Source organism: Gilliamella sp. LMG 34359 (genome assembly GCF_984569085.1).
In genome coordinates, this window is sequence record NZ_OZ474906.1 from 1,402,365 (window position 1) to 1,425,102 (window position 22,738).

The 22,738-nt window shown below is 35.3% G+C and carries 14 protein-coding genes and 1 tRNA gene; 13 read left to right on the forward strand and 2 right to left on the reverse strand.

Translation table 11 applies throughout. The annotated features are described in order from the left end of the window. Window positions 1-34 precede the first annotated feature (34 nt). From AC5LXV_RS06580 to AC5LXV_RS06605, 6 genes are all read left to right on the forward strand, one after another. Window positions 35-526 carry a YajQ family cyclic di-GMP-binding protein gene (locus tag AC5LXV_RS06580; RefSeq protein WP_034882710.1) on the forward strand — a complete coding sequence of 164 codons (492 nt, stop codon included), beginning with the start codon at window positions 35-37 and terminating at the stop codon, window positions 524-526. Between the two features lie 325 nt (window positions 527-851). Next, window positions 852-3,128: a beta-glucosidase BglX gene (gene bglX, locus AC5LXV_RS06585; protein ID WP_493467736.1), complete on the forward strand. Its 2,277-nt coding sequence runs from the start codon at window positions 852-854 to the stop codon at window positions 3,126-3,128. Window positions 3,129-3,181: 53 nt separating this feature from the next. Further along, the gene (locus AC5LXV_RS06590) at window positions 3,182-4,876 is read left to right on the forward strand and encodes a sensor histidine kinase (protein WP_110434207.1); all 1,695 of its coding nucleotides are present in this window, start codon (window positions 3,182-3,184) and stop codon (window positions 4,874-4,876) included. Beyond that, window positions 4,876-5,595 carry a two-component system response regulator BtsR gene (gene btsR, locus AC5LXV_RS06595; protein ID WP_493467737.1) on the forward strand — a complete coding sequence of 240 codons (720 nt, stop codon included), beginning with the start codon at window positions 4,876-4,878 and terminating at the stop codon, window positions 5,593-5,595. Before AC5LXV_RS06590 ends, btsR begins: the two co-directional genes overlap by 1 nt. 289 nt (window positions 5,596-5,884) lie before the next feature. Continuing rightward, window positions 5,885-8,032, forward strand: coding sequence for a carbon starvation CstA family protein (locus tag AC5LXV_RS06600; RefSeq protein ID WP_375334987.1), 2,148 nt, complete (start codon window positions 5,885-5,887; stop codon window positions 8,030-8,032). Window positions 8,033-8,278: 246 nt separating this feature from the next. Then, window positions 8,279-9,958 carry a bifunctional metallophosphatase/5'-nucleotidase gene (locus tag AC5LXV_RS06605; RefSeq protein WP_493467738.1) on the forward strand — a complete coding sequence of 560 codons (1,680 nt, stop codon included), beginning with the start codon at window positions 8,279-8,281 and terminating at the stop codon, window positions 9,956-9,958. A gap of 217 nt (window positions 9,959-10,175) precedes the next feature. Here AC5LXV_RS06605 and AC5LXV_RS06610 read toward each other — a convergent pair whose 3' ends face one another. Beyond that, window positions 10,176-10,640 (reverse strand): NfeD family protein, encoded by a 465-nt coding sequence (locus AC5LXV_RS06610; protein WP_493467739.1) that lies wholly within the window; start codon window positions 10,638-10,640, stop codon window positions 10,176-10,178. Between the two features lie 92 nt (window positions 10,641-10,732). After that, on the reverse strand, window positions 10,733-11,641 hold the full coding sequence (locus tag AC5LXV_RS06615) for an SPFH domain-containing protein (RefSeq protein WP_034882720.1): 909 nt from the start codon (window positions 11,639-11,641) through the stop codon (window positions 10,733-10,735). A gap of 293 nt (window positions 11,642-11,934) precedes the next feature. On the opposite strand from AC5LXV_RS06615, the gene AC5LXV_RS06620 reads away from it, so the two are divergent. The 7 genes from AC5LXV_RS06620 to AC5LXV_RS06650 all read left to right on the forward strand — a co-directional run bounded on the left by AC5LXV_RS06620 (window position 11,935) and on the right by AC5LXV_RS06650 (window position 22,703). Continuing rightward, window positions 11,935-15,486: a hypothetical protein gene (locus tag AC5LXV_RS06620; protein WP_493467740.1), complete on the forward strand. Its 3,552-nt coding sequence runs from the start codon at window positions 11,935-11,937 to the stop codon at window positions 15,484-15,486. Between the two features lie 306 nt (window positions 15,487-15,792). Continuing rightward, window positions 15,793-17,355 carry an anthranilate synthase component 1 gene (locus tag AC5LXV_RS06625; protein ID WP_493467741.1) on the forward strand — a complete coding sequence of 521 codons (1,563 nt, stop codon included), beginning with the start codon at window positions 15,793-15,795 and terminating at the stop codon, window positions 17,353-17,355. Further along, window positions 17,355-18,986, forward strand: a complete 1,632-nt coding sequence (gene trpD / locus AC5LXV_RS06630; protein ID WP_493467742.1) for a bifunctional anthranilate synthase glutamate amidotransferase component TrpG/anthranilate phosphoribosyltransferase TrpD — start codon at window positions 17,355-17,357, stop codon at window positions 18,984-18,986. Before AC5LXV_RS06625 ends, trpD begins: the two co-directional genes overlap by 1 nt. Window positions 18,987-19,001: 15 nt before the next feature. Further along, the gene (gene trpCF / locus AC5LXV_RS06635) at window positions 19,002-20,384 is read left to right on the forward strand and encodes a bifunctional indole-3-glycerol-phosphate synthase TrpC/phosphoribosylanthranilate isomerase TrpF (protein WP_493467743.1); all 1,383 of its coding nucleotides are present in this window, start codon (window positions 19,002-19,004) and stop codon (window positions 20,382-20,384) included. A gap of 23 nt (window positions 20,385-20,407) precedes the next feature. Beyond that, a complete protein-coding gene (gene trpB, locus AC5LXV_RS06640) occupies window positions 20,408-21,601 on the forward strand; it encodes a tryptophan synthase subunit beta (protein WP_034882724.1) in 1,194 nt (397 codons plus the stop codon). Then, window positions 21,598-22,404, forward strand: a complete 807-nt coding sequence (gene trpA, locus AC5LXV_RS06645; RefSeq protein WP_493467744.1) for a tryptophan synthase subunit alpha — start codon at window positions 21,598-21,600, stop codon at window positions 22,402-22,404. The genes trpB and trpA overlap by 4 nt, the downstream gene beginning before the upstream one ends. Window positions 22,405-22,626: 222 nt before the next feature. Further along, a tRNA-Met gene (locus AC5LXV_RS06650) sits at window positions 22,627-22,703 on the forward strand. Window positions 22,704-22,738: the final 35 nt, after the last annotated feature.

Below are 22,738 nucleotides of genomic sequence, written 5' to 3' on the forward strand. Positions count from 1 at the left end.
ATTAATACTTATAACGATTAGAAGAGGAAAATTTATGCCTTCTTTTGATATTGTGTCAGAAATTCAAATGCCAGAAGTAAAAAACGGTGTCGATAATGCGACTCGTGAATTGGCAACTCGTTGGGATTTTAAAAATGTCGAAGCATCTTTTGAACTCAATGAAAAAAATGAAACCATCAAGGCAACTAGCCAATCTGATTTCCAAGTCCAACAGCTATTAGATATTTTACGCGATAAGCTGGCTAAACGTGGTATTGATGGCGGTGCGCTAGAGATTCCAGAAGAGATGGAACATAGCGGAAAATTTTATAGCATTACTGTCAAACTAAAACAAGGTATCGATAAAGAGTTAGCTAAAAAGATAGTTAAACTAATTAAAGATAGTAAACTTAAAGTGCAAGCGCAAGTACAAGGCGAGCAGGTTCGTGTCACTGGTAAGTCACGCGATGATTTACAAGCGACCATGGCATTAGTTAAAAATGGTGAATTAGGACAACCTTTCCAATTTACTAATTTCCGTGACTAATCTATTTTGCTATTCATTATTATTGCTGACATGGTTTTAAAAATATTGTCTTGAAGACATAGTATTAAAGACATTCTGTTAAAAACATTGTGTTAAAAACAAAGTGTTGAAAACAAAATTTGAAAAACTTTGCTCGGCAATTTTTATCTCTCTTCTCAATCAATCACCAAATAACTTTAGAAACGTACTTTTTTCAGATCTTTTTTTAAGAATAAATGCTTTAGACTTTATATTTCGGCTGGTTATTTTTAAAGAACAGGATTTTTTTAATTAAATACGTTATGCTATCGAGTTATCTATCCTCTTAACTATAAAATTACTCATTATGATGAAAAAATTAATTTTATTTTTCGTTTTTTCTATTTTTTCATATCCTTTATTAGCACAAAATCCCAATAATGAAGAAAAAAAAGTGTTTATTGATGACTTGATGTCAAAAATGACCATTAAAGAAAAAGTGGGGCAACTGAGGCTAATTAGCGTGGGTGGTGCTTTAACGCTAGACAAAGTTCTCGATCAAATTGAAGCGGGGGAAATCGGTGGCATTTTTAATACTGTAGTTGAGCCGGATCTCTCGCGGATGCAAGAAAGAGCATTAAAATCGCCCAACAAAATTCCCGTTTATTTTGGTTTTGATATTGTTCACGGCCATCGCACTGTCTTCCCGATTAATTTAGGCATTGCCGCCACTTGGGATCGTAATGCTATTGCTAAAACGGCTGAAGTATCAGCTGATGAAGCAACATCTGATGGACTTAATGTGACTTGGGCACCAATGGTTGATATTACCCGCGATCCGCGGTGGGGGCGAGTATCGGAAGGTTTTGGCGAAGATCCTTATTTAGCGTCGGAAGCCGGGCGGATTTTTGTCGAAAAAATGCAAAAACAGTCACTAGAGGATAAAAAATCATTAGTGACAACCGTTAAACATTTTGCGCTTTATGGCGCGGTTGAAGCCGGTCGTGAATATAACAGTACAGATATGAGTGAACGAAAAATGTTCCAAGAGTATCTAGTACCTTACAAAGCCGCGGTGGATGCTGGTAGCCGAGCAGTTATGGTTGCGCTTGTTAGTGTTAATGGTATTCCAGCTACGGCTAATCATTGGTTATTAACTGATGTATTACGTAACCAGTGGCACTTTGATGGTGTAGTGGTGAGTGATCACGGCGCTATTCGTGAATTGATTAATCATGGTGTGGCAAAAGATGCTAAAGATGCCGTTCGTCTTGCAATCCAAGCGGGTATTGATATCAGTATGAACGATGAGTATTTTTTACAGTTTTTACCAGAATTAGTTAATGAAGGTGCCATTGCAGAGGAGCAGGTCAACCAAGCTTGTCGCCATGTGTTAGAGCTCAAATATGATATGGGATTATTTAAAAATCCGCATCGAAATTTAGATCCTAATTTTGCTATTGAAGCCATGTTTGCCAATGATCGCCTACATCGGGTTGCGGCTAGAGATGTTGCTCGTCGTAGTATCGTATTGTTAAAAAATGATAATAACATTCTGCCATTAGATAAAAATAAAAAAATTGCCGTGATAGGACCATTAGCTGATTCAAAACGTGACATCTTGGGCAGTTGGTCAGGTGCTGGTCGTGCTAATTTAGCGGTAACACCGTTGGAAGGAATTAAAAATGCGGTTGTTAATCCCAAATTAGTTAGCTATGCATGGGGTGCTAATATCTCGGATGATCCTAATCTATATAAATTTTTAAATTTATATGGCGAGATGAACAAATTTGATCAAAGACCACCAGAGGAGATGATTACTGAAGCCGTTGCTCAAGCTAAACAGTCGGATGCTGTTGTCCTATTTGTTGGTGAAGCTCAAGGCATGGCACATGAATCATCAAGCCGTACCGATCTGAATTTACCTGCTAGCCAAAAACGGTTAATTAAGGCATTAAAAGCGACCGGTAAACCACTAATTATTGCACTAATGAATGGCCGTCCTCTTACCGTAAAAGAGGAATATCAACAAGCTGATGCCATGCTAGAAACTTGGTTCCTAGGTACTGAGGGGGGCAATGCGGTTGCCGATGTTTTATTTGGAGATTACAACCCATCAGGTAAATTACCGATGTCTTTCCCTGATAATGTTGGTCAAATCCCAGTTTACTATAGCCATTTAAAAACCGGTCGACCACATGGTACCGTTAATATGGGTAAATACACTACATCTTATTTTGATAGCCCTAATGAGCCATTATTTCCATTTGGTTATGGCCTTAGTTATACTGATTTTGCTATAGATTTTTCATTATCCAAAAATGAAATGTCAGCAAATGGCGAAATCGAAGTTATTGCCAATGTCGAAAATATTGGCGAAAAACAGGGTTCACAAGTTGTTCAGTTATACTTGCAAGATGTTACCGCATCAGTAAGTCGACCGGTAAAAGAGTTAATTGGATTTGAATCAATATCACTTAAACCTCACGAAAAAGGCCAAGTGAAATTTGTTATTCAATATGACCAATTAAAATTCTGGAATGATAAAATGCAATATGTTGCCGAGCCCGGGAAATTTAATGTGTTTGTCGGCTCAGATTCCACAACTAAGAGTAAGCAATCATTTATTTTACTGGATAATTAAAGTTAGCAGCCTCCGTCGATTTGGCTCGACGGTTTGGTGTCGTGGTTATAGTTATGTTTGAGTTTGATCTGGTTTTACAGCTTTTACAACAGATGTGCGTGTATTTGGTTATTGCTTATCTATTAAGCAAAACTCCGATTGTCATTCCCTTAATGCAAGTTACCATCCATTTACCTCATAAATTAGTCTGTTACCTTATTTTTTCATTATTCTGCATTATGGGTAGCTATTTTGGTTTACATATTGAAGACACTATTGCCAATACTCGTGCTATTGGAGCCATTTTAGGTGGGTTGCTAGGTGGTCCGGTAGTAGGACTTTTAGTTGGCTTAACTGGTGGTATTCATCGTTATACCTTAGGAGGTATTACCGCTGAAAGTTGTATGATATCAACTATTTTGACTGGTTTAATTAGTGGATTATTCCATTATACCTTAATGAAAAAAGGTAGAATTGACTTAGTCTATAATCCATTCTTAGTGGGAGTATTAGGTGTTCTGGTTGAATCGTTAGAAATGATTCAAGTCTTATTAATATCCAGACCTTTTGATGTGGTTTTACATGCAGTAGGTAGTATTGCTGCACCGATGATAGTGGCTAATAGTATTGGTGCTGCCATGTTTATGCGAATTTTACTAGACAGAAGGGCGATCTTTGAACGCTATACCTCAGCTTTTTCCGCCAAAGCGCTTAAAATTGCCGTGAGTACCGAAGGTCTATTGCGCGAAGGCTTTAATCAGACAAATAGTACTAAAGTTGCAGAAATTATTTATCAAGAATTAGATATCGGCGCTGTATCAATAACCGATCGGGAAAAAATTCTTGCTTTTATTGGGGTTGGTGACGATCATCACTTACCAGGTACGAAAATTACTTCAAATATTACTTTAGAAGCGATTGAACAAAACGATGTTAAATATCTTGACGGTATACATCAACCTTATCAATGTTCAATCAATAAAAATTGTCGTTTAGGGGCAACTTTAGTTATACCGCTGCGGGGTGAGAATAATAATGTAGTTGGCACTATTAAACTCTATGAAGCTAAAAATACGCTATTTAGTTCAATCAATAGAACATTAGGTGAAGGCATTGCTAGCTTACTATCCGCTCAAATACTTGCGGGTCAAAACGAGTACTACAAACAGTTATTATCGAAAACTGAGATAAAACTATTACATGCCCAAGTTAATCCCCACTTCTTATTCAATGCTTTAAATACTTTATTGGCTATCATTAGGCGTGATAAAGAACAAGCATCACAATTAGTGCAAAACTTATCAACCTTTTTTCGTAAAAACTTAAAACGTACCGACGAAATAGTAACGCTGAAAGATGAAATGGAGCATGTCAATGCCTACCTACAGATCGAAAAAATGCGTTTTATGGAGCAGTTAAGTATAAATTTTGATATTCCTCAGCAACTCGAAGATACGCAATTACCCGCATTTTCATTACAACCAATTGTTGAAAATGCCATTAAACATGGAACATCACAATTAATTAGTCAAGGCGAGGTAACCATTAGAGCCCATGCAGATGATCAAATTTTAATTTTAGAGGTTATTGATAATGCGGGTAATTATCGAGAAAATAAAAAAGATAATAAAGGACTTGGTCTTAATTTAGTAGATAAGCGAATTAAGATTCGCTATGGCGAAAACTATGGTATAAAGATAACCTGTAAACCTGATGAATACACTAAAGTAATGTTATCTTTACCTTTAATTAAGGATGTTGTGGTTTAATGTTAAATGTGATTATTGTTGATGATGAATTACTCGCTCGCGAAAATTTACGTTGTTTGCTAGATAAGGATGAGCAAATTAATATTGTCGCAGAGTGTAATAATGCCATGGATGCTATTCGTGAAATTCATCGATTAGCACCAGATGTTGTGTTTCTAGATATCCAAATGCCGAAAATAAATGGTTTTGAAATGTTATCAATGCTAGATCCGCAAACTATGCCACATATTGTATTTTTAACTGCCTATAGTGAATTTGCCGTTAAAGCATTTGAAGAACAAGCTTTTGATTATCTATTAAAACCGATTGAACAAGATAGATTAAATAAAACATTATATCGTTTACATAAAAAATGTCCTGCTGCTGATATAAACCAATTAGCAGGTGTCGATCAACAGTTAAAATATATACCTTGTATTGGTCATAATCGAATTTATTTGCTCTCCAATGACGATGTTTTTTATATTTCATCTAAAGTTAGTGGTATTTATGTTTTTAATCAAGATAACAGTGAATATTTCACAGAACTGACGTTAAAGACATTAGAAGATAAAACCTCCCTTATTCGTTGTCATCGACAATATTTAGTCAATTTAAAAAAGTTAAAAGAGATTCGTTTTAATGAAGCAGGTAGTGTTGATATTATTTTAAATAATGATGTAGCTGTTCCTGTAAGTCGTCGCTATTTAAAATCGCTTAAAGAGATATTAGGGCTATAACTATTTTATTGAATACTTTCTCGACGATACCGTTCACCAACCATTTTTAACCGCTCATATAGTGGTTTGAACCTATAACCAAATTTCACATATCATTAAATTAACTAAAAAATTACTATATCCTTGAGCATAAAGTAAGCTTTATCTCATGATTAAAGACAACCAAATTCAAAAACAATTTGCAGTTAAGATCTATCAATTTCTTCTATCTTTGTAACTCAATAACCAAGTTAAAAAGATAGAAAAGTAGAAAGATGATATTAATGTTAAAGCGATAAAGAGAATTATTATGAATAATAGAATACTTAAGCATATACCTTGGGTCATTTTGGCCATCGTTGGTGCATGCTGTTTAGCAGTCATAGCACTACGCCGAGGTGAACACATTAGTGCATTGTGGATTATTGCCGCTGCGGTGTCTGTCTATCTAGTTGCTTATCGATATTATAGTTTGTATATCGCCAATAAAGTAATGCAGTTAGATCCAACACGGGCGACACCTGCTGTGATTAACAATGATGGTTTAAATTTTGTGCCAACCAATAAATATGTATTATTTGGCCACCATTTTGCCGCAATAGCGGGAGCAGGACCGCTTGTAGGTCCAGTACTTGCCGCCCAAGTAGGTTATTTGCCCGGCACACTTTGGTTATTAGCCGGTGTGGTATTAGCTGGAGCAGTACAAGATTTTATGGTGCTCTTTTTATCATCACGCCGCAATGGTTCATCTTTAGGTGAAATGATTAAAGAAGAAATGGGGCCAATTCCGGGAACAATTGCGTTGTTTGGTTGTTTCTTAATCATGTTAATTATTTTAGCTGTATTAGCTTTGATTGTTGTTAAAGCATTAGCTGAAAGCCCATGGGGTGTATTTACAGTCTGTTCGACCGTGCCAATCGCCTTATTTATGGGGATTTATATGCGATACTTAAGACCGGGTCGTGTTTTAGAAGTTTCAATAATTGGGATTGTATTACTAGTTTTATCTATCTGGTTTGGTGGTGTGATTGCTCATGACCCATATTGGGGACCAGCATTAACTTTCAAAGCAACCACGATTACTTTCACTTTAGTTGGTTATGCGTTAGTTTCTGCGATGTTGCCGGTATGGTTAATTCTCGCTCCACGCGATTATCTAGCCACTTTCCTAAAAATTGGGGTAATCGTTGGTTTAGCTATCGGTATTGTTATTTTAAATCCTGACCTAAAAATGCCAGATGTAACAAAATATGTTGATGGCACAGGTCCTGTTTGGAAAGGGGCTTTATTCCCATTCTTATTTATTACTATTGCTTGTGGCGCGGTTTCTGGTTTCCATGCCTTGATTTCATCAGGTACAACGCCAAAATTACTTGCTAATGAAACCGATGCGCGTTTTATCGGTTATGGTGCCATGTTAATGGAATCTTTCGTGGCTATAATGGCGTTAGTTGCGGCATCTATTATTGAGCCAGGTTTATATTTTGCCATGAATACGCCACCGGCGGCGTTAGGAATTACCATGCCTGATTTACATAAATTAGGTACTGACGATGCCGCAATGATTATGACCCAACTACAAGATGTGACAGCTCATGCGGCTGCAACAGTGAGTTCGTGGGGATTTGTGATTTCACCCGAGCAAATTTTACAAACCGCCAAAGATATTGGCGAACCATCAGTATTAAATCGTGCCGGTGGCGCACCAACCTTAGCAGTTGGTATTGCACATGTGTTCCATCAAATTCTTCCTGGGGCAAATATGGGCTTTTGGTATCACTTTGGTATCTTATTTGAAGCGCTATTTATTTTAACTGCGCTTGATGCAGGAACCCGTTCTGGACGTTTCATGTTGCAAGATTTATTAGGCAACTTTGTACCATTCTTGAAAAAAACCGATTCACTTGTTGCTGGCTTTATTGGTACTTTAGGATGTGTTGGTTTATGGGGATATCTACTTTACCAAGGTGTGGTAGACCCATTAGGTGGTGTTAAGAGCTTATGGCCATTATTTGGTATTTCCAACCAAATGTTAGCAGCTGTAGCGTTAGTATTAGCAACTGTGGTATTAATTAAGATGAAACGAGCTCAATATATTTGGGTAACCGTTATACCGGCAGTTTGGTTATTGATTTGTACTACTTGGGCATTAGCACTTAAACTTTTCAGCAACGATCCAAATTTAGAAGGGTTCTTCTATTTGGCTAATGAGTATAATCGTCGAATTGCCGAAGGTAGCGAACTAACTGCAAAACAGATAGATAATATGCACCACATTGTTATTAATAATTACACTAATGCTGGTTTAAGTATCTTGTTCTTAGTGGTTGTGTATAGCATTATCTTCTTTGGTATTAAAACTGCACTTAAAGTGCGTAATAATAAACAAAGAACCGATAAAGAAACCGCTTATGTACCTATTCCTGAAGGCGGCGTTAAAACAACCATGTCACATTAATCACAATAAGCAGAATGTTAAATGAAAATAACATTCTGCAATTTATAACAAAAACTTCCTAATTCCTTATATTTTGCCCAACAAAAGTAATTATAGTTGGGTCTTTTTTATCCCTGATTAACTATCTAGTATTTTAATAAAAGTTTTTAATTGAAAAATAATAATTTAGAATAATAAACTGTTTTTATCAAAATGATTTAGATTAATTAGGATGTTAATTTTTCATAATAGTGAAAGGATATAAGGATGTTAATTAGTAAAAACCGTGCTTTGTTAAGTAGTTTATTGGTATTAGGTTGTGTTTTTCAGAGTGATGCAAAAGAAATTGCTGTCTCTATTTTAGCCACATCAGATGTGCATGGTCGAATGTTACCATGGGATTATGGAACAGATAAAGCAGACTCTTCTGGGTCTTACGCGCAGATATCTTCATTTTTAAAGGAGTATCGTTCTCAGCATGCTAATGTCATTATGGTTGATGCTGGCGATATTATTCAAGATAATCAAATTGAACGATTTTATAATGTGAAAGATCATCCCGCGATTGCCGCATTAAATGCTATGCATTATGACATTATGGTACTTGGTAATCATGAATTTAATTTCGGTATGCCGATTGTCGATAAAGTAATTTCTCAATTTAAAGGTCAATCTTTAGCGGCTAATATTTATTATAAAGATTCCGGTAAACCTTATTTACCCGCCACCACCATTATTGAAAAAGAAGGTGTTAAGATTGGCTTTATTGGGGCAACTACCCCTTTTGTTCCAGAATATGAGAATAAAACAGGCTACGTAAATCAAATGGAATTTACTATGCCAATACCGGAAATAAAAAAGCAAATTGCCAATCTCAAACAACAATCAGTTGATGCCATTGTTTTAGTTACCCACATGGGGTTAGATAATGAAAACAATAAACCTGGTACTGGCGTTGCCGATGTGGCTGAGCAGTTACCTGAACTCGATGTAATTATTGCCGGGCATAATCATCAAAATATTAGTGAAAAAGTTATTAATAATGTTGTTATTACTGAGCCTCATCGCTATGGTACGGTAGTATCGGTGGTTGATCTTAAATTTGATATGGATGGCAATAAAAAAACATTAGTAGCGAAAAAATCGCAAACATTGCCAGTAAAAGCTTATCCAGCCGATCCTGAAATCGAAAAAATTTATTCGCCTTATCATCAACAATTAAGAGAAATTTCAAATCAAGTTATTGGTGAAACAGAGCAAGATCTGGTACCGCAGGAGATAATACATGGTATACCTGCAGTTTATTTGCAAGAAAGTGGTTTAACTAATTTACTTAATTCTGTACAACTGTATTACAGTGGTGCCGATGTGACCGCTGTTTTAGTTGATAATAAAAAAGCGATATTAAATAAAGGGCCAATCGCTCGCAAAGATATTGCTAACAATTATCAATATACAGCCGGTGAAACCTCTATTTTTGAAGTTACCGGCAAGGATCTTAAAGATTATATGGAGTGGTCAGCGGCATATTTTGCGCAAGTACAACCAACTGATAAAAATTATCAATATGATCCTGTTCGTGGTGCATCTAAATATATGACTTATGATATGTTTGGTGGTGTTAAATATATTATTGATTTAAGTGAGCCAGTAGGAAATCGAATCAAAAATCTAACCCTATTAAATGGTAAAGTTATTACTGATAATATGAAACTCAAACTAGGTATGAATGCTTATCGTTATGAAATGTTGGTGAAAAAAGGTGGTCCTTTAGAAGGGCGCAGAGTCGAACCAATTTGGAATTCTCGTACCGCTTTAGGTGATGAAGAAGGCACCATTCGTAACATGACCATTAAATATATTACTGATGTGAAGAAAGGCAAGATTACCGATGAATCAAATCACAATTGGCAAGTAATTGGTATTAATCCTAATCCATCGAATTAGTGTATGCATTATTATAGTTTGATTTTACAATAGTTTTTTAATAATCGAATAATGACTGTTATAAGCATTTTGAATTTTCTATTAATGCTTAATTAAGCAAAAGGATTTTATACTGATAAGAATCAAAATTAATTTGCTATAAAAAGAATTATATAATTGATTAATTTTTATAATAATAAAATACGAGTCATTGACTCGTATTTTATTATTAATTCATTTATTTATTGAGGGGTTTTACTGTTAGTATTATGCCATCGACTGCCACAACTTCAACGGGATGACCTACTTCTAGATCTTGATTACATTTTGCTGACCATGTACCGTCTTTGATTTTTACGCGTCCAGAACCATTAATAATGGCATCGGTAATAAAAGTTTTAGTTCCGATTAATTCTTGTTGAGGTTGGTTAATGGCTATCTTACTTGCTCTATCTTGACCTCTTTTTTTCAACCATAACCACCAAAGATAAGCGGATATTAGCGTAAAAATAGAGAACAAAATCCATAAAATTGGCCAAGATAAAGGTATCACCCAAGCAATTAAACCAACAACGATGGCTGCAATTCCACTCCAAAGCCCATATCCAGCAGTTCCTAATAATTCAATAATCAGTAAAATACCGCCTAAAGCAATAAAAACCCAGTGAGGATAGTCATAAATAACCGTTAAAAAATCAGTCATTGGTTGTTACCTATTATTCATTAAAATATATTTGCAATATCTTGCTAACTAATAAAAAGAGTAGTTAGCAAGATCTACTTCGCTTAAACAAATTACTTAGAATTTTTAATTAATTCAGCAATACCGCCAATGCTACCCATAAGGCTAGAGGCATCAAGAGGCATCATCACAACTTTACTGTTTTCTGATGCGCCAATCTGTTGTAAGGCTTCAGTATATTTTTGGGCAACAAAGTAGTTGATCGCATTAATATTACCGGCGGCAATCGCTTCAGAAACCATTTGCGTTGCTTTTGCTTCCGCTTCGGCAGCACGTTCACGCGCTTCCGCTTGTAAAAATGCAGCTTGTTTTTCACCTTCTGCTTTTAAAATTTCTGATTGTTTTTCACCTTCAGAACGTAAAATAGCAGCTTGACGGATACCTTCAGCTTCAAGAATTTCCGCACGTTTGTTACGTTCGGCTTTCATTTGCGCATTCATGGCAGCAATAAGTTCTGCTGGTGGACGAACGTCACGAATTTCGATACGGGTAATTTTAATTCCCCATGGGCTAGTTGCATCATCAACAATACCAAGCAGTTTAGAGTTGATATGATCACGTTGTGATAACATCTCATCAAGCTCCATACTACCAAGTACGGTACGAATGTTTGTCATCATTAGGTTAATGACGGCACGTTCAAGTTGATTAACTTGATAAGCGGCTCTTGCTGCTTCTTGTACTTGAATAAAGCAAACCGCATCAATTTGCACATTGGCATTATCCTTAGAGATGACCTCTTGCGATGGAATATCAAGTACTTGTTCCATCATATTAATTTTACGACCCACGCCATCCATAAAAGGAACAATAATATTTAAACCAGGTTCAAGGGTGTGGGTGTATTTACCAAAACGTTCGATAGTGTATTGAAAACCTTGAGGAACAATCGTAATGGTTTTATAAACGGTGACTAAGGCGAGTAAAACCACTACTCCGATAAGAATATAAAATATAGGCATAAATCAAAATCTCTAATTTTTATTGTGAATTTAAATGTAAAGATTATTTTAATCGGTATGAGGTAATTTGACAAACTATTAATTGATATAACTATATGAAATTAAAATAGCTTCTTATATTCACTCAATTTGTGGACGTAAACAAATTGATAACAAAGTTATTAAAAATAACATCTATTAACAAAATATTTTCGTATTTTATTTAACTGTTGATAAAATCAAATAACTCAAAAAATAACCATATATTATTAACAGTGCAATACCTTAACTACTATTAATTGAAGATAAAAATAATGAAAAAAGGGATTGAAATGGAACAACAAAAAACAGGATCAAAAATCGAACAACGAATTGAGCAACTCAAAAAAATCACTCGGCATGATGGTCAAGATGGTGATGAAGAATATGCACTGGCTCAGTATGAATTGGGTGAAATTTATTACAAATATAAAAAAGATTGGCAAAAAGCGATTGAACATTTTTTTAATATTAAAAAGGAGGATAATCCAAAGGTATATGCTCGAGCCCAATTGCATTTAGGTATTATTTACCAATATGAATATAAAAATTTTAAACAGGCAGAACAATATTACTTAAAGGTTGAAAAGAAAGATAATCCAGAAGTATATGCTCAAGCCCAATTGTATTTAGGTAGTATTTACCAAGATGAATATAAAAATTTTAAACAGGCAGAACAATATTACTTAAAGGTTGAAAAGGATGATAATCGAAAGATATACGCTGGTGCTCAATTGAATTTAGGTGTTATTTACCAATATGAACATAAAAATTTTGAACAAGCAGAACATTATTACTTAAAGGTTGAAAGGGAAGAAAATCCAGGGGTATACGCTCTAGCGCAATTTTATTTAGGTGTTATTTACCAATATCAATATAAAAATTTTAAACAGGCAGAACAATATTACTTAGAGGTTGAAAAGGAAGAAAATCCAGAGTTATATGCTCAAGCGCAATTGAATTTAGGTAGTATTTACCAAGATGAATATAAAAATTTTAAACAGGCAGAACAATATTACTTAAAGGTTGAAAAGGAAGTTAATCTAGAGTCATATGCTCAAGCTCAATTGTATTTAGGTATTATTTACCAAAATGAATATAAAAATTTTAAACAGGCAGAACAATATTACTTAAAGATTGAAAAGGAGTTTAATCCAAAGATATACGCTGGTGCCCAATTGCATTTAGGTATTATTTACCAATATCAATATAAAAATTTTAAACAAGCAGAACAATATTACTTAAAGGTTGAAAAGGAAGATAATCCAAAGATATACGCAGGTGCCCAATTGAATTTAGGTATTATTTACCAATATCAATATAAAAATTTTAAACAGGCAGAACAATATTACTTAATGGTTGAAAAGGAAGATAATCCAAAGATATACGCTGGTACCCAATTGAATTTTGGTATTATTTACCAATATCAATATAAAAATTTTAAACAGGCAGAACAATATTACTTAGAGGTTGAAAAGGAAGAAAATCCAGAGTTATATGCTCAAGCGCAATTGAATTTAGGTATTATTTACCAAGATGAATATAAAAATTTTAAACAGGCAGAGCAATATTACTTAAAGGTTGAAAAGGAGTTTAATCCAAAGATATACGCTCGAGCCCAATTGCGTTTAGGTATTATTTATCAATATGAATATAAAAATTTTGAACAAGCAGAACAATATTACTTAAAGGTTGAAAAGGAAGAAAATCCAGAGTTATATGCTCGAACCCAATTGCATTTAGGTATTATTTACCAAGATGAATATAAAAATTTTAAACAAGCAGAACAATATTACTTAAAGGTTGAAAAGGATGATAATCGAAAGATATACGCTGGTGCTCAATTGAATTTAGGTGTTATTTACCAATATGAACATAAAAATTTTGAACAAGCAGAACATTATTACTTAAAGGTTGAAAGGGAAGAAAATCCAGGGGTATACGCTCTAGCGCAATTTTATTTAGGTGTTATTTACCAATATGAACATAAAAATTTTGAACAAGCAGAACATTATTACTTAAAGGTTGAAAGGGAAGAAAATCCAGGGGTATACGCTCTAGCGCAATTTTATTTAGGTGTTATTTACGAAAAAGAAAGAAATAACCTTGAGCAGGCAGAGCGCTATTATTTAAATATTGAAAAGCAAGATGATTCAATGGTATATGCTTTTGCACAACTTAGATTAGGTGATAATGTTTTCTTTAACAAAACCAATAATAAATTAAAATCAGCGGAAGAATATTATCAAAATGTGGATTATTTAGATGATTCATTTGAAAATTATATTATTGCTCAAATGATGTTATCGGTGATTAGCAATAAAAATTTATCAATAATTGAAGAGGAACAACGAAATGACTTGGTTATCAAAATTAGTAAAATTAGAAAATTAACCATTGAGATACAAAAGGAATTACTTGTTAAGTTTAATTTAATTGAATCTGAAAATAAAGATGGACAAGTATTTGAACGGCAGGTGGCTCATTATACCAAACCAGAAGTGGTATTTAATCTGTTAAAAAATAAACCAAGTGACTTTCGTTTAAATGTGGTTGATTTTATGAATGACCCGACAGAAAACCAAGTTTTAACTGATTGGTTAGGTGTAAATATAGAAAACAATGATGAAATCAAAACTTTTTTAGCTAGTTTTTCATTTAATCATAATTCTTTAAATCAATTTAGGCTTTATGGTAATGAAAACAATATTGTCGGTTCAAGTATCAGTGTGGTTTTTAATCAGGGATTTTTTGGTAAAAATATTAAGCGAACTATTAACTCCGAGGGTATTAATTCTTTATTCAAATATGAAAGTTTAAGTACGCAACAAAATGTTTTAGATAAAAAAATAGTTGCAACTATGGGGATAAATGATTTAAAAGATAATTCAGTCCAAAAAAATTCTGAAGCTGTTGCTGAAAAAAATATTATCTCTTCTGTTGGTTTTTTGCCATTATTCCGTTGTCTCTACTTTGATCCTAAAAATGACTACATTAGTATTGCTAAACGTAACAAGTACTCCTTTTATTTAGAACATCAAAATGATTCAGCTGAAAATATTGATGCGAAATGGAATAATTATTTAAACTCTCTGAAAGAAAAAGAAGAAAAAGAAGAAAAAGAAGAAAAAGATAAAATAGATGCAATTAGAGAAAAATTACATCAAATTGAAAAAATTGTTTATTTATTAAAAAATCCTGAAAATCCTCAGCAAAAGGAGATAATAGAAAAAATTGAAGAAATTGTTTATTCATTAAATAATCCTAAAAATCCTAAGCCGAAAGAGATAATAGAAAAAATCGAAAAAATTGTTTTTTCATTAAAAAATTCTAAAAATCCTGAGCCAAAAGAGATAATAGAAAAAACCGAAGAAATTATTTTTTTATTAAAAAATTGTGAAAATCTTGAGCAAAAGGAAATAATAGAAAAAACCGAAGAAATCGAAGAGATTGTTAATTTATTAAAAAATTCTGAGCTTAAGGAGATGATAAAAAGAATAACTAATTTAGATCAATTGATTGCTTTAGCATTGATGCCTATCTCATGTTTAGTCAAGCATGCTGCCTTTGAGGATGAAGATGAGTGTCGGATGATTTATATTACCAATATTGCCGATGATCTAATACAAGCACCGACCAATTATGCTTATGCTAATAGTCTATTTGTTAATTATGGCAAAATAGAAGATTATATTGAAAAGATCTACTTAGGTCCTCAATGTCAACCTCATCATAAATTGTGGATCACCAACCATGTAAGAACCTCTCAATCTAATACTAGAAACAAGCCGATTAAAGTAGTTCAATCGGAAATGCCATTACGTTAACCATAAAAAGCGCGCTTTAATCAACGCGCTTTTTTTTGTAAAAATTGTTTTTATTTATCGAACATAAAATATTCACTTGACATTGCATCATTGAACTAGTTTAATAGTACAAAATTTATTTATACCAATAACATTATGAAAATACAATTTTTAAATCTGATTACTTGTCAATTCATTCACTTTGGTTGGTGGCGCATCACTTTTTGCGGGTGATGTGATGATGTCCTATTTTCACAAGACCCGCTCAGTGCGGGTTTTTTTAGTTTAAAAAAAGATAAAAAATAATTTTATAAAAGAGAGTCAACAATGAATAAGCCTACATTAACACAGATAATCAAGACCATTGGTTATTATCAGGATCCGACTCGGGTATTTTATCAACTTTGTGATAACAAAACGGCAACATTGTTGCTTGAATCTGCCGAAATTGATAATAAACAGGGCATAAAAAGTGTGATGATCGTTGATAGTGCTTTGACGATTTCGGCACTAAATAACGAAGTGATTTTTCAAGCGTTAACCAGTAACGGTCAAAAATTACTCCCTTTATTGCAACAAGCTTTTCCCGATAACGTTAGCAAAATCCAATTAGATGAAAATAATCTTAAATTAGTTTTTCCACCGATTGACAGTTTGCAAGATGAAGATTCTCGCTTAAAGTCTTTATCGATATTTGATGCTTTAAGAACTCTATTAAATATCGTCAATATTTCTCAAGATGCCAGTACTGATGCTGTTTTTGTTGGTGGATTATTTGCCTATGATTTGGTGACGGGTTTTGAACATTTACCGATTTTACCAACCGAACAACGTTGTCAAGATTTTCGCTTTTATCTGGCCGAAACGTTACTAGAAATTAATCACAAAGATCGTGTCTCATTATTAAAAGCAACTGCGTTTACTTCTTGTCCTAATGAAATTAACCGTTTAAATCAGCGATTGGTCGAATTACACAATAAACTCAATCAGCCTTTGCAACCAATTAAAACGCAATCATTGCCTGAAATACAGGTCGCTTGCAATAAAAGTGATGAAGATTTCAATACCATGGTGAAGAAAATGCAAGATGCGATTCAACAAGGTGAAATCTTTCAAGCGGTTCCATCAAGACGTTTTTCATTACCTTGTCCAGAGCCATTATCTGCTTATCAAGTTTTAAAAAATAATAACCCTAGTCCGTATATGTTTTATATGCAAGATAAGGATTTTACCCTATTTGGTGCTTCACCTGAAAGTGCACTTAAATATAACAAAGCCAATAATCAAGTAGAAATTTATCCTATCGCCGGTACCCGTCCTCGTGGTTTAACTGCCAATGGCGAAATTGATTATGATCTTGATAGTAGATTAGAGTTAGAAATGCGTACCGATAAAAAAGAGCTAGCTGAACATTTAATGTTGGTTGATTTAGCTCGCAATGATTTAGCCCGAATCTGTCAACCGGGAAGCCGATATACCAAAGAGTTATTAAAAGTGGATCGTTATTCCTATGTTATGCATTTGGTTTCGCGAATCGTTGGTCAGTTAAGGCAAGATCTTGATGCCTTGCATGCTTATCAAGCCACCATGAATATGGGGACATTAACTGGCGCACCAAAAGTTAGAGCAATGCAGTTAATTGCTGAATCGGAAAAGATAAAACGAGGAAGTTATGGTGGGGCTGTTGGGTATTTTACTGCTAATGGTGATCTTGATACCTGTATCGTCATCCGCAGTGCCTATGTGGAAGACGGTATAGCAACCGTACAAGCCGGATGTGGGGTGGTTTTAGATTCAGAACCACAAGAAGAATCGGATGAATCACGTAACAAAGCTCGTGCTGTTGTTCGCGCGATTATGGCAGCGCATAATGTAGAAGGTGTATTCTAATGGCTAATATCTTATTTATTGATAATGTTGATTCGTTTACTTATAACTTGGTTGATCAGTTACGTCATAATCAACATAACGTGACAATTTATCGCAACACTATTCCAGCCGATGTGATCATTGAAAAATTATCACAAATGCAAAATCCTATTTTAATGTTATCCCCAGGGCCGGGAGCGCCAAGTGAAGCAGGTTCAATGCCGGAACTACTTAAACGTTTAAAAGGAAAATTACCGATCATCGGTATCTGCCTTGGACATCAAGCGATTGTCGAATCTTATGGTGGTATGATTGTACCCGCAGGTGATATCTTACATGGTAAAGCCTCATTAATTGAACATGATGAGCAAGCGATGTTTAAAAGTTTACCCAATCCATTACCGGTGGCACGCTATCACTCATTAAAAGGTGAAAACATTCCAAAAACATTAACCGTTAATGCTATGTGTAATAATATCGTTATGGCGGTACGTAATGATGAAGATCGGGTTTGTGGTTTTCAATTTCATCCTGAATCGATTTTAACCATTCAAGGGGTAAAATTATTAGAGCAAACTATTGAATGGGCACTTAATCCAGTTCAAAAACAACCGCAAGCAAAACAAGAGGCAATTGTCGATAAGCAAGAATATAATATCCAACCGATTTTAAATAAATTGTATTTAGGACAGGTATTATCTCAAGAAGAGAGTAAAATACTGTTTAATCTTATAATTCAAGGTAAAATCGAACCAACAGTGCTGGCAACTGCGATTATAAGTATGAAAGTGCGAGGCGAAAAACCAGATGAAATCGCCGGTGCGGCGCAAGCCTTACTTGAAAATGCCGATGCTTTTGAAGTTCCTGATTATGATTTTACCGACATTGTCGGTACCGGTGGTGATGGTACTAACAGTATCAATATCTCAACAGCCAGTGCCTTTGTTACTGCAGCTTTAGGGTATAAAGTGGCCAAGCATGGTAATCGTGGTGTATCAAGCAAATCAGGATCATCAGACGTGTTATCCGCGTTAGGTATTAAACTCAATATGTCAGCGGAAGCATCGAGAAAAGCGCTTGATGAATTAGGGGTGTGCTTCTTGTTCGCTCAGCAGTATCATTCAGGTTTCCGTCATGCTGCTCCAGTGCGTCAGCAATTAAAAACACGAACAATTTTTAATGTTCTTGGGCCGTTGATTAATCCATCTCGACCAAAACGTATTTTACTCGGTGTTTATCACCCTGATTTGATAAAACCGATTGCAGAAACATTAAAAATGTTAAATTATACTCATGCTTATGTGGTACACGGTGCAGGTATGGATGAAGTCGCGATTCATGGCGAAACCCAAGTTGCAGAAGTAAAAAACGGCGAAATTCGCTATTTCACCCTGACACCACAAGATTTTGGTTTACAACAATACACCTTAAAAGATATTGAAGGTGGTACGCCGGAAATGAATCGCGATTTATTGCTAGCGATTTTACAAGGACAGGGTAAACCCGCCCATGAAGCAGCGATTGCCGCAAATGTGGCGATGTTGATCAGTCTATTTGGTGAGGCAGATTTAAAACAAAATGCCCAACGCGCAATTGAATTGATGCATAGTGGCAAAGCCTATGAGCTTTTACAGAAGTTAGCAGCAAGATAATAAGTGGAGAATAAAATGGCAATTGCAGCATTAACCGAAAATGTTGAAATGGCAACAGTGTTAAAAAAGATTATTGCAGATAAACAACTATGGCTGGCTGAACAGCAAGCTAAAAATCCACTGGCTAACTTTAAAAGCAAAGTTGTACCGAGTGATCGTGATTTTTATCAAGCATTAAATCAACCGAAAACGGTATTTATCTTAGAGTGTAAAAAAGCATCGCCATCAAAAGGCTTAATTCGTGATGATTTTGATCCAGCAAAGATTGCTAAAGTTTATAAAGACTATGCCTCGGCAATTTCAGTTTTAACCGATGAAAAATATTTTCAAGGTAGCTTTGAATTTTTACCAATGGTGCGAAATGAAGTTACTCAACCGGTACTTTGCAAAGATTTTATTATCGATGAATATCAAATTTACTTAGCGCGATATTATCAGGCGGATGCTATCTTATTAATGTTATCGGTGGTAAATGATGATGAGTATCGCCATCTTAGCCAAATTGCTCATCAACTTAATATGGGAATTTTGACTGAAGCCAGTACGGAACAAGAAGTTGAGCGAGCCATTCATCTTGGTGCTAAAGTTATCGGTATTAATAACCGTAATTTACGTGATTTATCAGTTGATTTAAATCGGGTAAAAATATTATCTAAATCTATTCCTGATGATCGGATTATTATCAGTGAATCGGGGATTTATACCCATAATCAAGTTAAAGAACTTAGCCATTATGCTAACGGTTTTTTAATTGGTAGTGCGTTAATGTCTGAACCAAACTTAACCTTAGCTATCCGTAAAGTGATGCTAGGAGAAAATAAAGTGTGTGGTTTAACCAGAGCGCAGGATGCTATCACCGTTTATCAAGCGGGGGCGGTTTATGGGGGATTAATCTTTGTGCCAAATTCACCAAGATATATCACAGCAACTAAAGCACGTAGTGTTATAGCAGCAGCTCCGCTCAATTGGGTCGGTGTATTTAAAAATAGTGATATTAAAGATGTTTGTGATATAGCTAAACAACTATCACTTTATGCGGTGCAATTGCATGGTCATGAGGATGATAATTATATTCAAACACTTCGCCAACAATTGCCGGCAGCCTGTCAAATCTGGAAAGCATTAAGTATCGGCGATAGTATTCCAAATCATGATAATCCATTGGTATCAAGGTATATATTTGATAATGGCGCCGGTGGAACAGGTAAAAGTTTTAATTGGTCGCTATTACGTGGCAAAGATTTAAGTAACGTCATTTTAGCTGGTGGTATCAATCCGCAAAATGTTAGAGAAGCACTCGCTACCGATGTCATAGGTGTTGACCTTAACTCGGGCGTTGAAGTTTCACCCGGCATTAAAGATAAACAAAAAATTACAGCAGTATTTGAACAAATTTAACTAATTATATTGAAGGAATGGTTATGTCTAAATTAAATCCTTATTTTGGCAAATTTGGCGGTCAATATGTACCGCAAATTTTAATGCCAGTGCTTGAACAACTTGAGGATGCTTTTATATCGGCGATACACGATCCGAGTTTCCAAAAAGAATTTAACGATCTTTTGGTTAACTATGCAGGTCGTCCAACAGCCTTAACACTATGTAAAAATCTCACTGCTGGGACCAAAACCAAACTTTATTTAAAACGCGAAGATTTAGTTCACGGTGGTGCGCATAAAACAAACCAAGTATTAGGCCAAGCGCTGCTGGCTAAAAGAATGGGAAAAACCGAAATTATTGCCGAAACGGGTGCTGGTCAGCACGGTGTTGCTTCGGCGTTAGCTTGTGCATTATTAGGCTTAAAATGCCGAATCTACATGGGAGCCAAAGATGTTAAACGTCAAGCACCGAATGTATTTAGAATGCGACTGATGGGCGCCACCGTTATTCCGGTGGAAACAGGTTCAGCCACGTTAAAAGATGCTTGTAACGAAGCACTACGCGATTGGTCTGGTAGTTACCAAACCGCACACTATATGTTAGGTACGGCTGCTGGTCCGCACCCATTCCCGACTATTGTGCGTGAATTCCAACAAATGATTAGCCGTGAAGCAAAACAACAAATTTTGGAAAAAGAAGGGCGATTACCAGATGCCGTTATTGCTTGTGTTGGTGGTGGTTCAAACGCTATTGGTATGTTTGCTAATTTTATTGATGATAAATCAGTCAGATTAATTGGTGTTGAGCCAGGTGGGCATGGTATTGAAAGTGGTGAACATGGCGCATCACTTAAACATGGCAAACTAGGCATCTACTTTGGTATGAAAACCCCAATGATGCAAACCGACGAAGGGCAAATTGAAGAGTCTTATTCGATTTCCGCAGGGCTTGATTTTCCAGCGGTAGGCCCACAACATGCATATTTAGATAGTATTGGGCGAGCAGAATATGTCTCTGCCACTGATGACGAAGCCCTTGAAGCATTTCAAGCTTTATCACGTCATGAAGGGATCATCCCTGCTTTAGAATCATCACATGCATTAGCATATGCACTGAAAATGATTAAAGAAAATCCAAACAAAGAGCAACTACTAATTGTCAATCTATCTGGTCGTGGTGATAAAGATATCTTTACGGTTTACGATGTATTAAAAGCAAAAGGAGAAATAGAATGAGTCGTTATCAAAAACTGTTTGACCGCTTAACAGTCGAAGAACGAGGTGCATTTGTTCCTTTTGTTCCTGTTGGCGATCCTAACCCCCAACTTTCATACCAAATTATTCAAACCATGATTGACGCCGGAGCTGACGCGTTAGAATTAGGCATTCCTTTTTCCGATCCGATGGCAGATGGTCCAACTATACAAAACGCCAATATTCGAGCTTTTAATGGTGGCATCAATGTTGAAAAATGCTTTGAAATCTTAAGCAAAATTCGCACAAACAATCCTGATGTGCCAATCGGATTATTAATCTATGCTAATTTAGTTTTTAAAAATGGTATTGATAACTTCTATGCTAAATGCGCCAAAGCTGGGGTGGATTCGGTATTAATTGCTGATTTACCGGTTGAATATGCGGAAGAATTTACTGGTGCCGCCGAACAACATGGTATTGCGCCAATATTCATCTGCCCCCCTAATGCTGACGATGATGTGATCAAAAATATTGCTAAACATGGTAAGGGTTATACTTATTTAGTATCGCGAGCAGGGGTAACTGGTACGGAAAATCGAGCTAATAAACCACTTACACATTTACTCGAAAAATTGACTGAATTTAAGGCTCCACCAGCAATTCAAGGGTTTGGTATCTCAGAACCGGCTCAGGTCAGTGAAGCGATTAAATCAGGTGCAGCAGGGGCTATTGCCGGTTCAGCAACAGTTAAAATTATTGAGAACAATCTTGATAATCCAGAAAAAATGCTGAGCGAATTAGCCGCATTTGTGAAAACCATGAAAGCAGCAACGCCAAAATAACTTTACCAAATGATTAATCCGCTATATGTATTAAGCGGATTAATTCACTTGAAAAATGACCAATTGAACACATATTAATCGCAACTAAAGATTAATCTTGATTGTCTACAATTCACAATTATAGCAATTTAGTTTTCAATAACTTTAAGGTTTTTTTGTTAATTATGCTATGATTTTCGGTTGCAATTTTTACAAAAGGCAGTATAATCTTCAGCCATCTATCGCGGGGTGGAGCAGCTTGGTAGCTCGTCGGGCTCATAACCCGAAGGTCGTTGGTTCAAATCCAGCCCCCGCAACCACTTAAATTTTCATTCATATTAATCTATCCCATTTT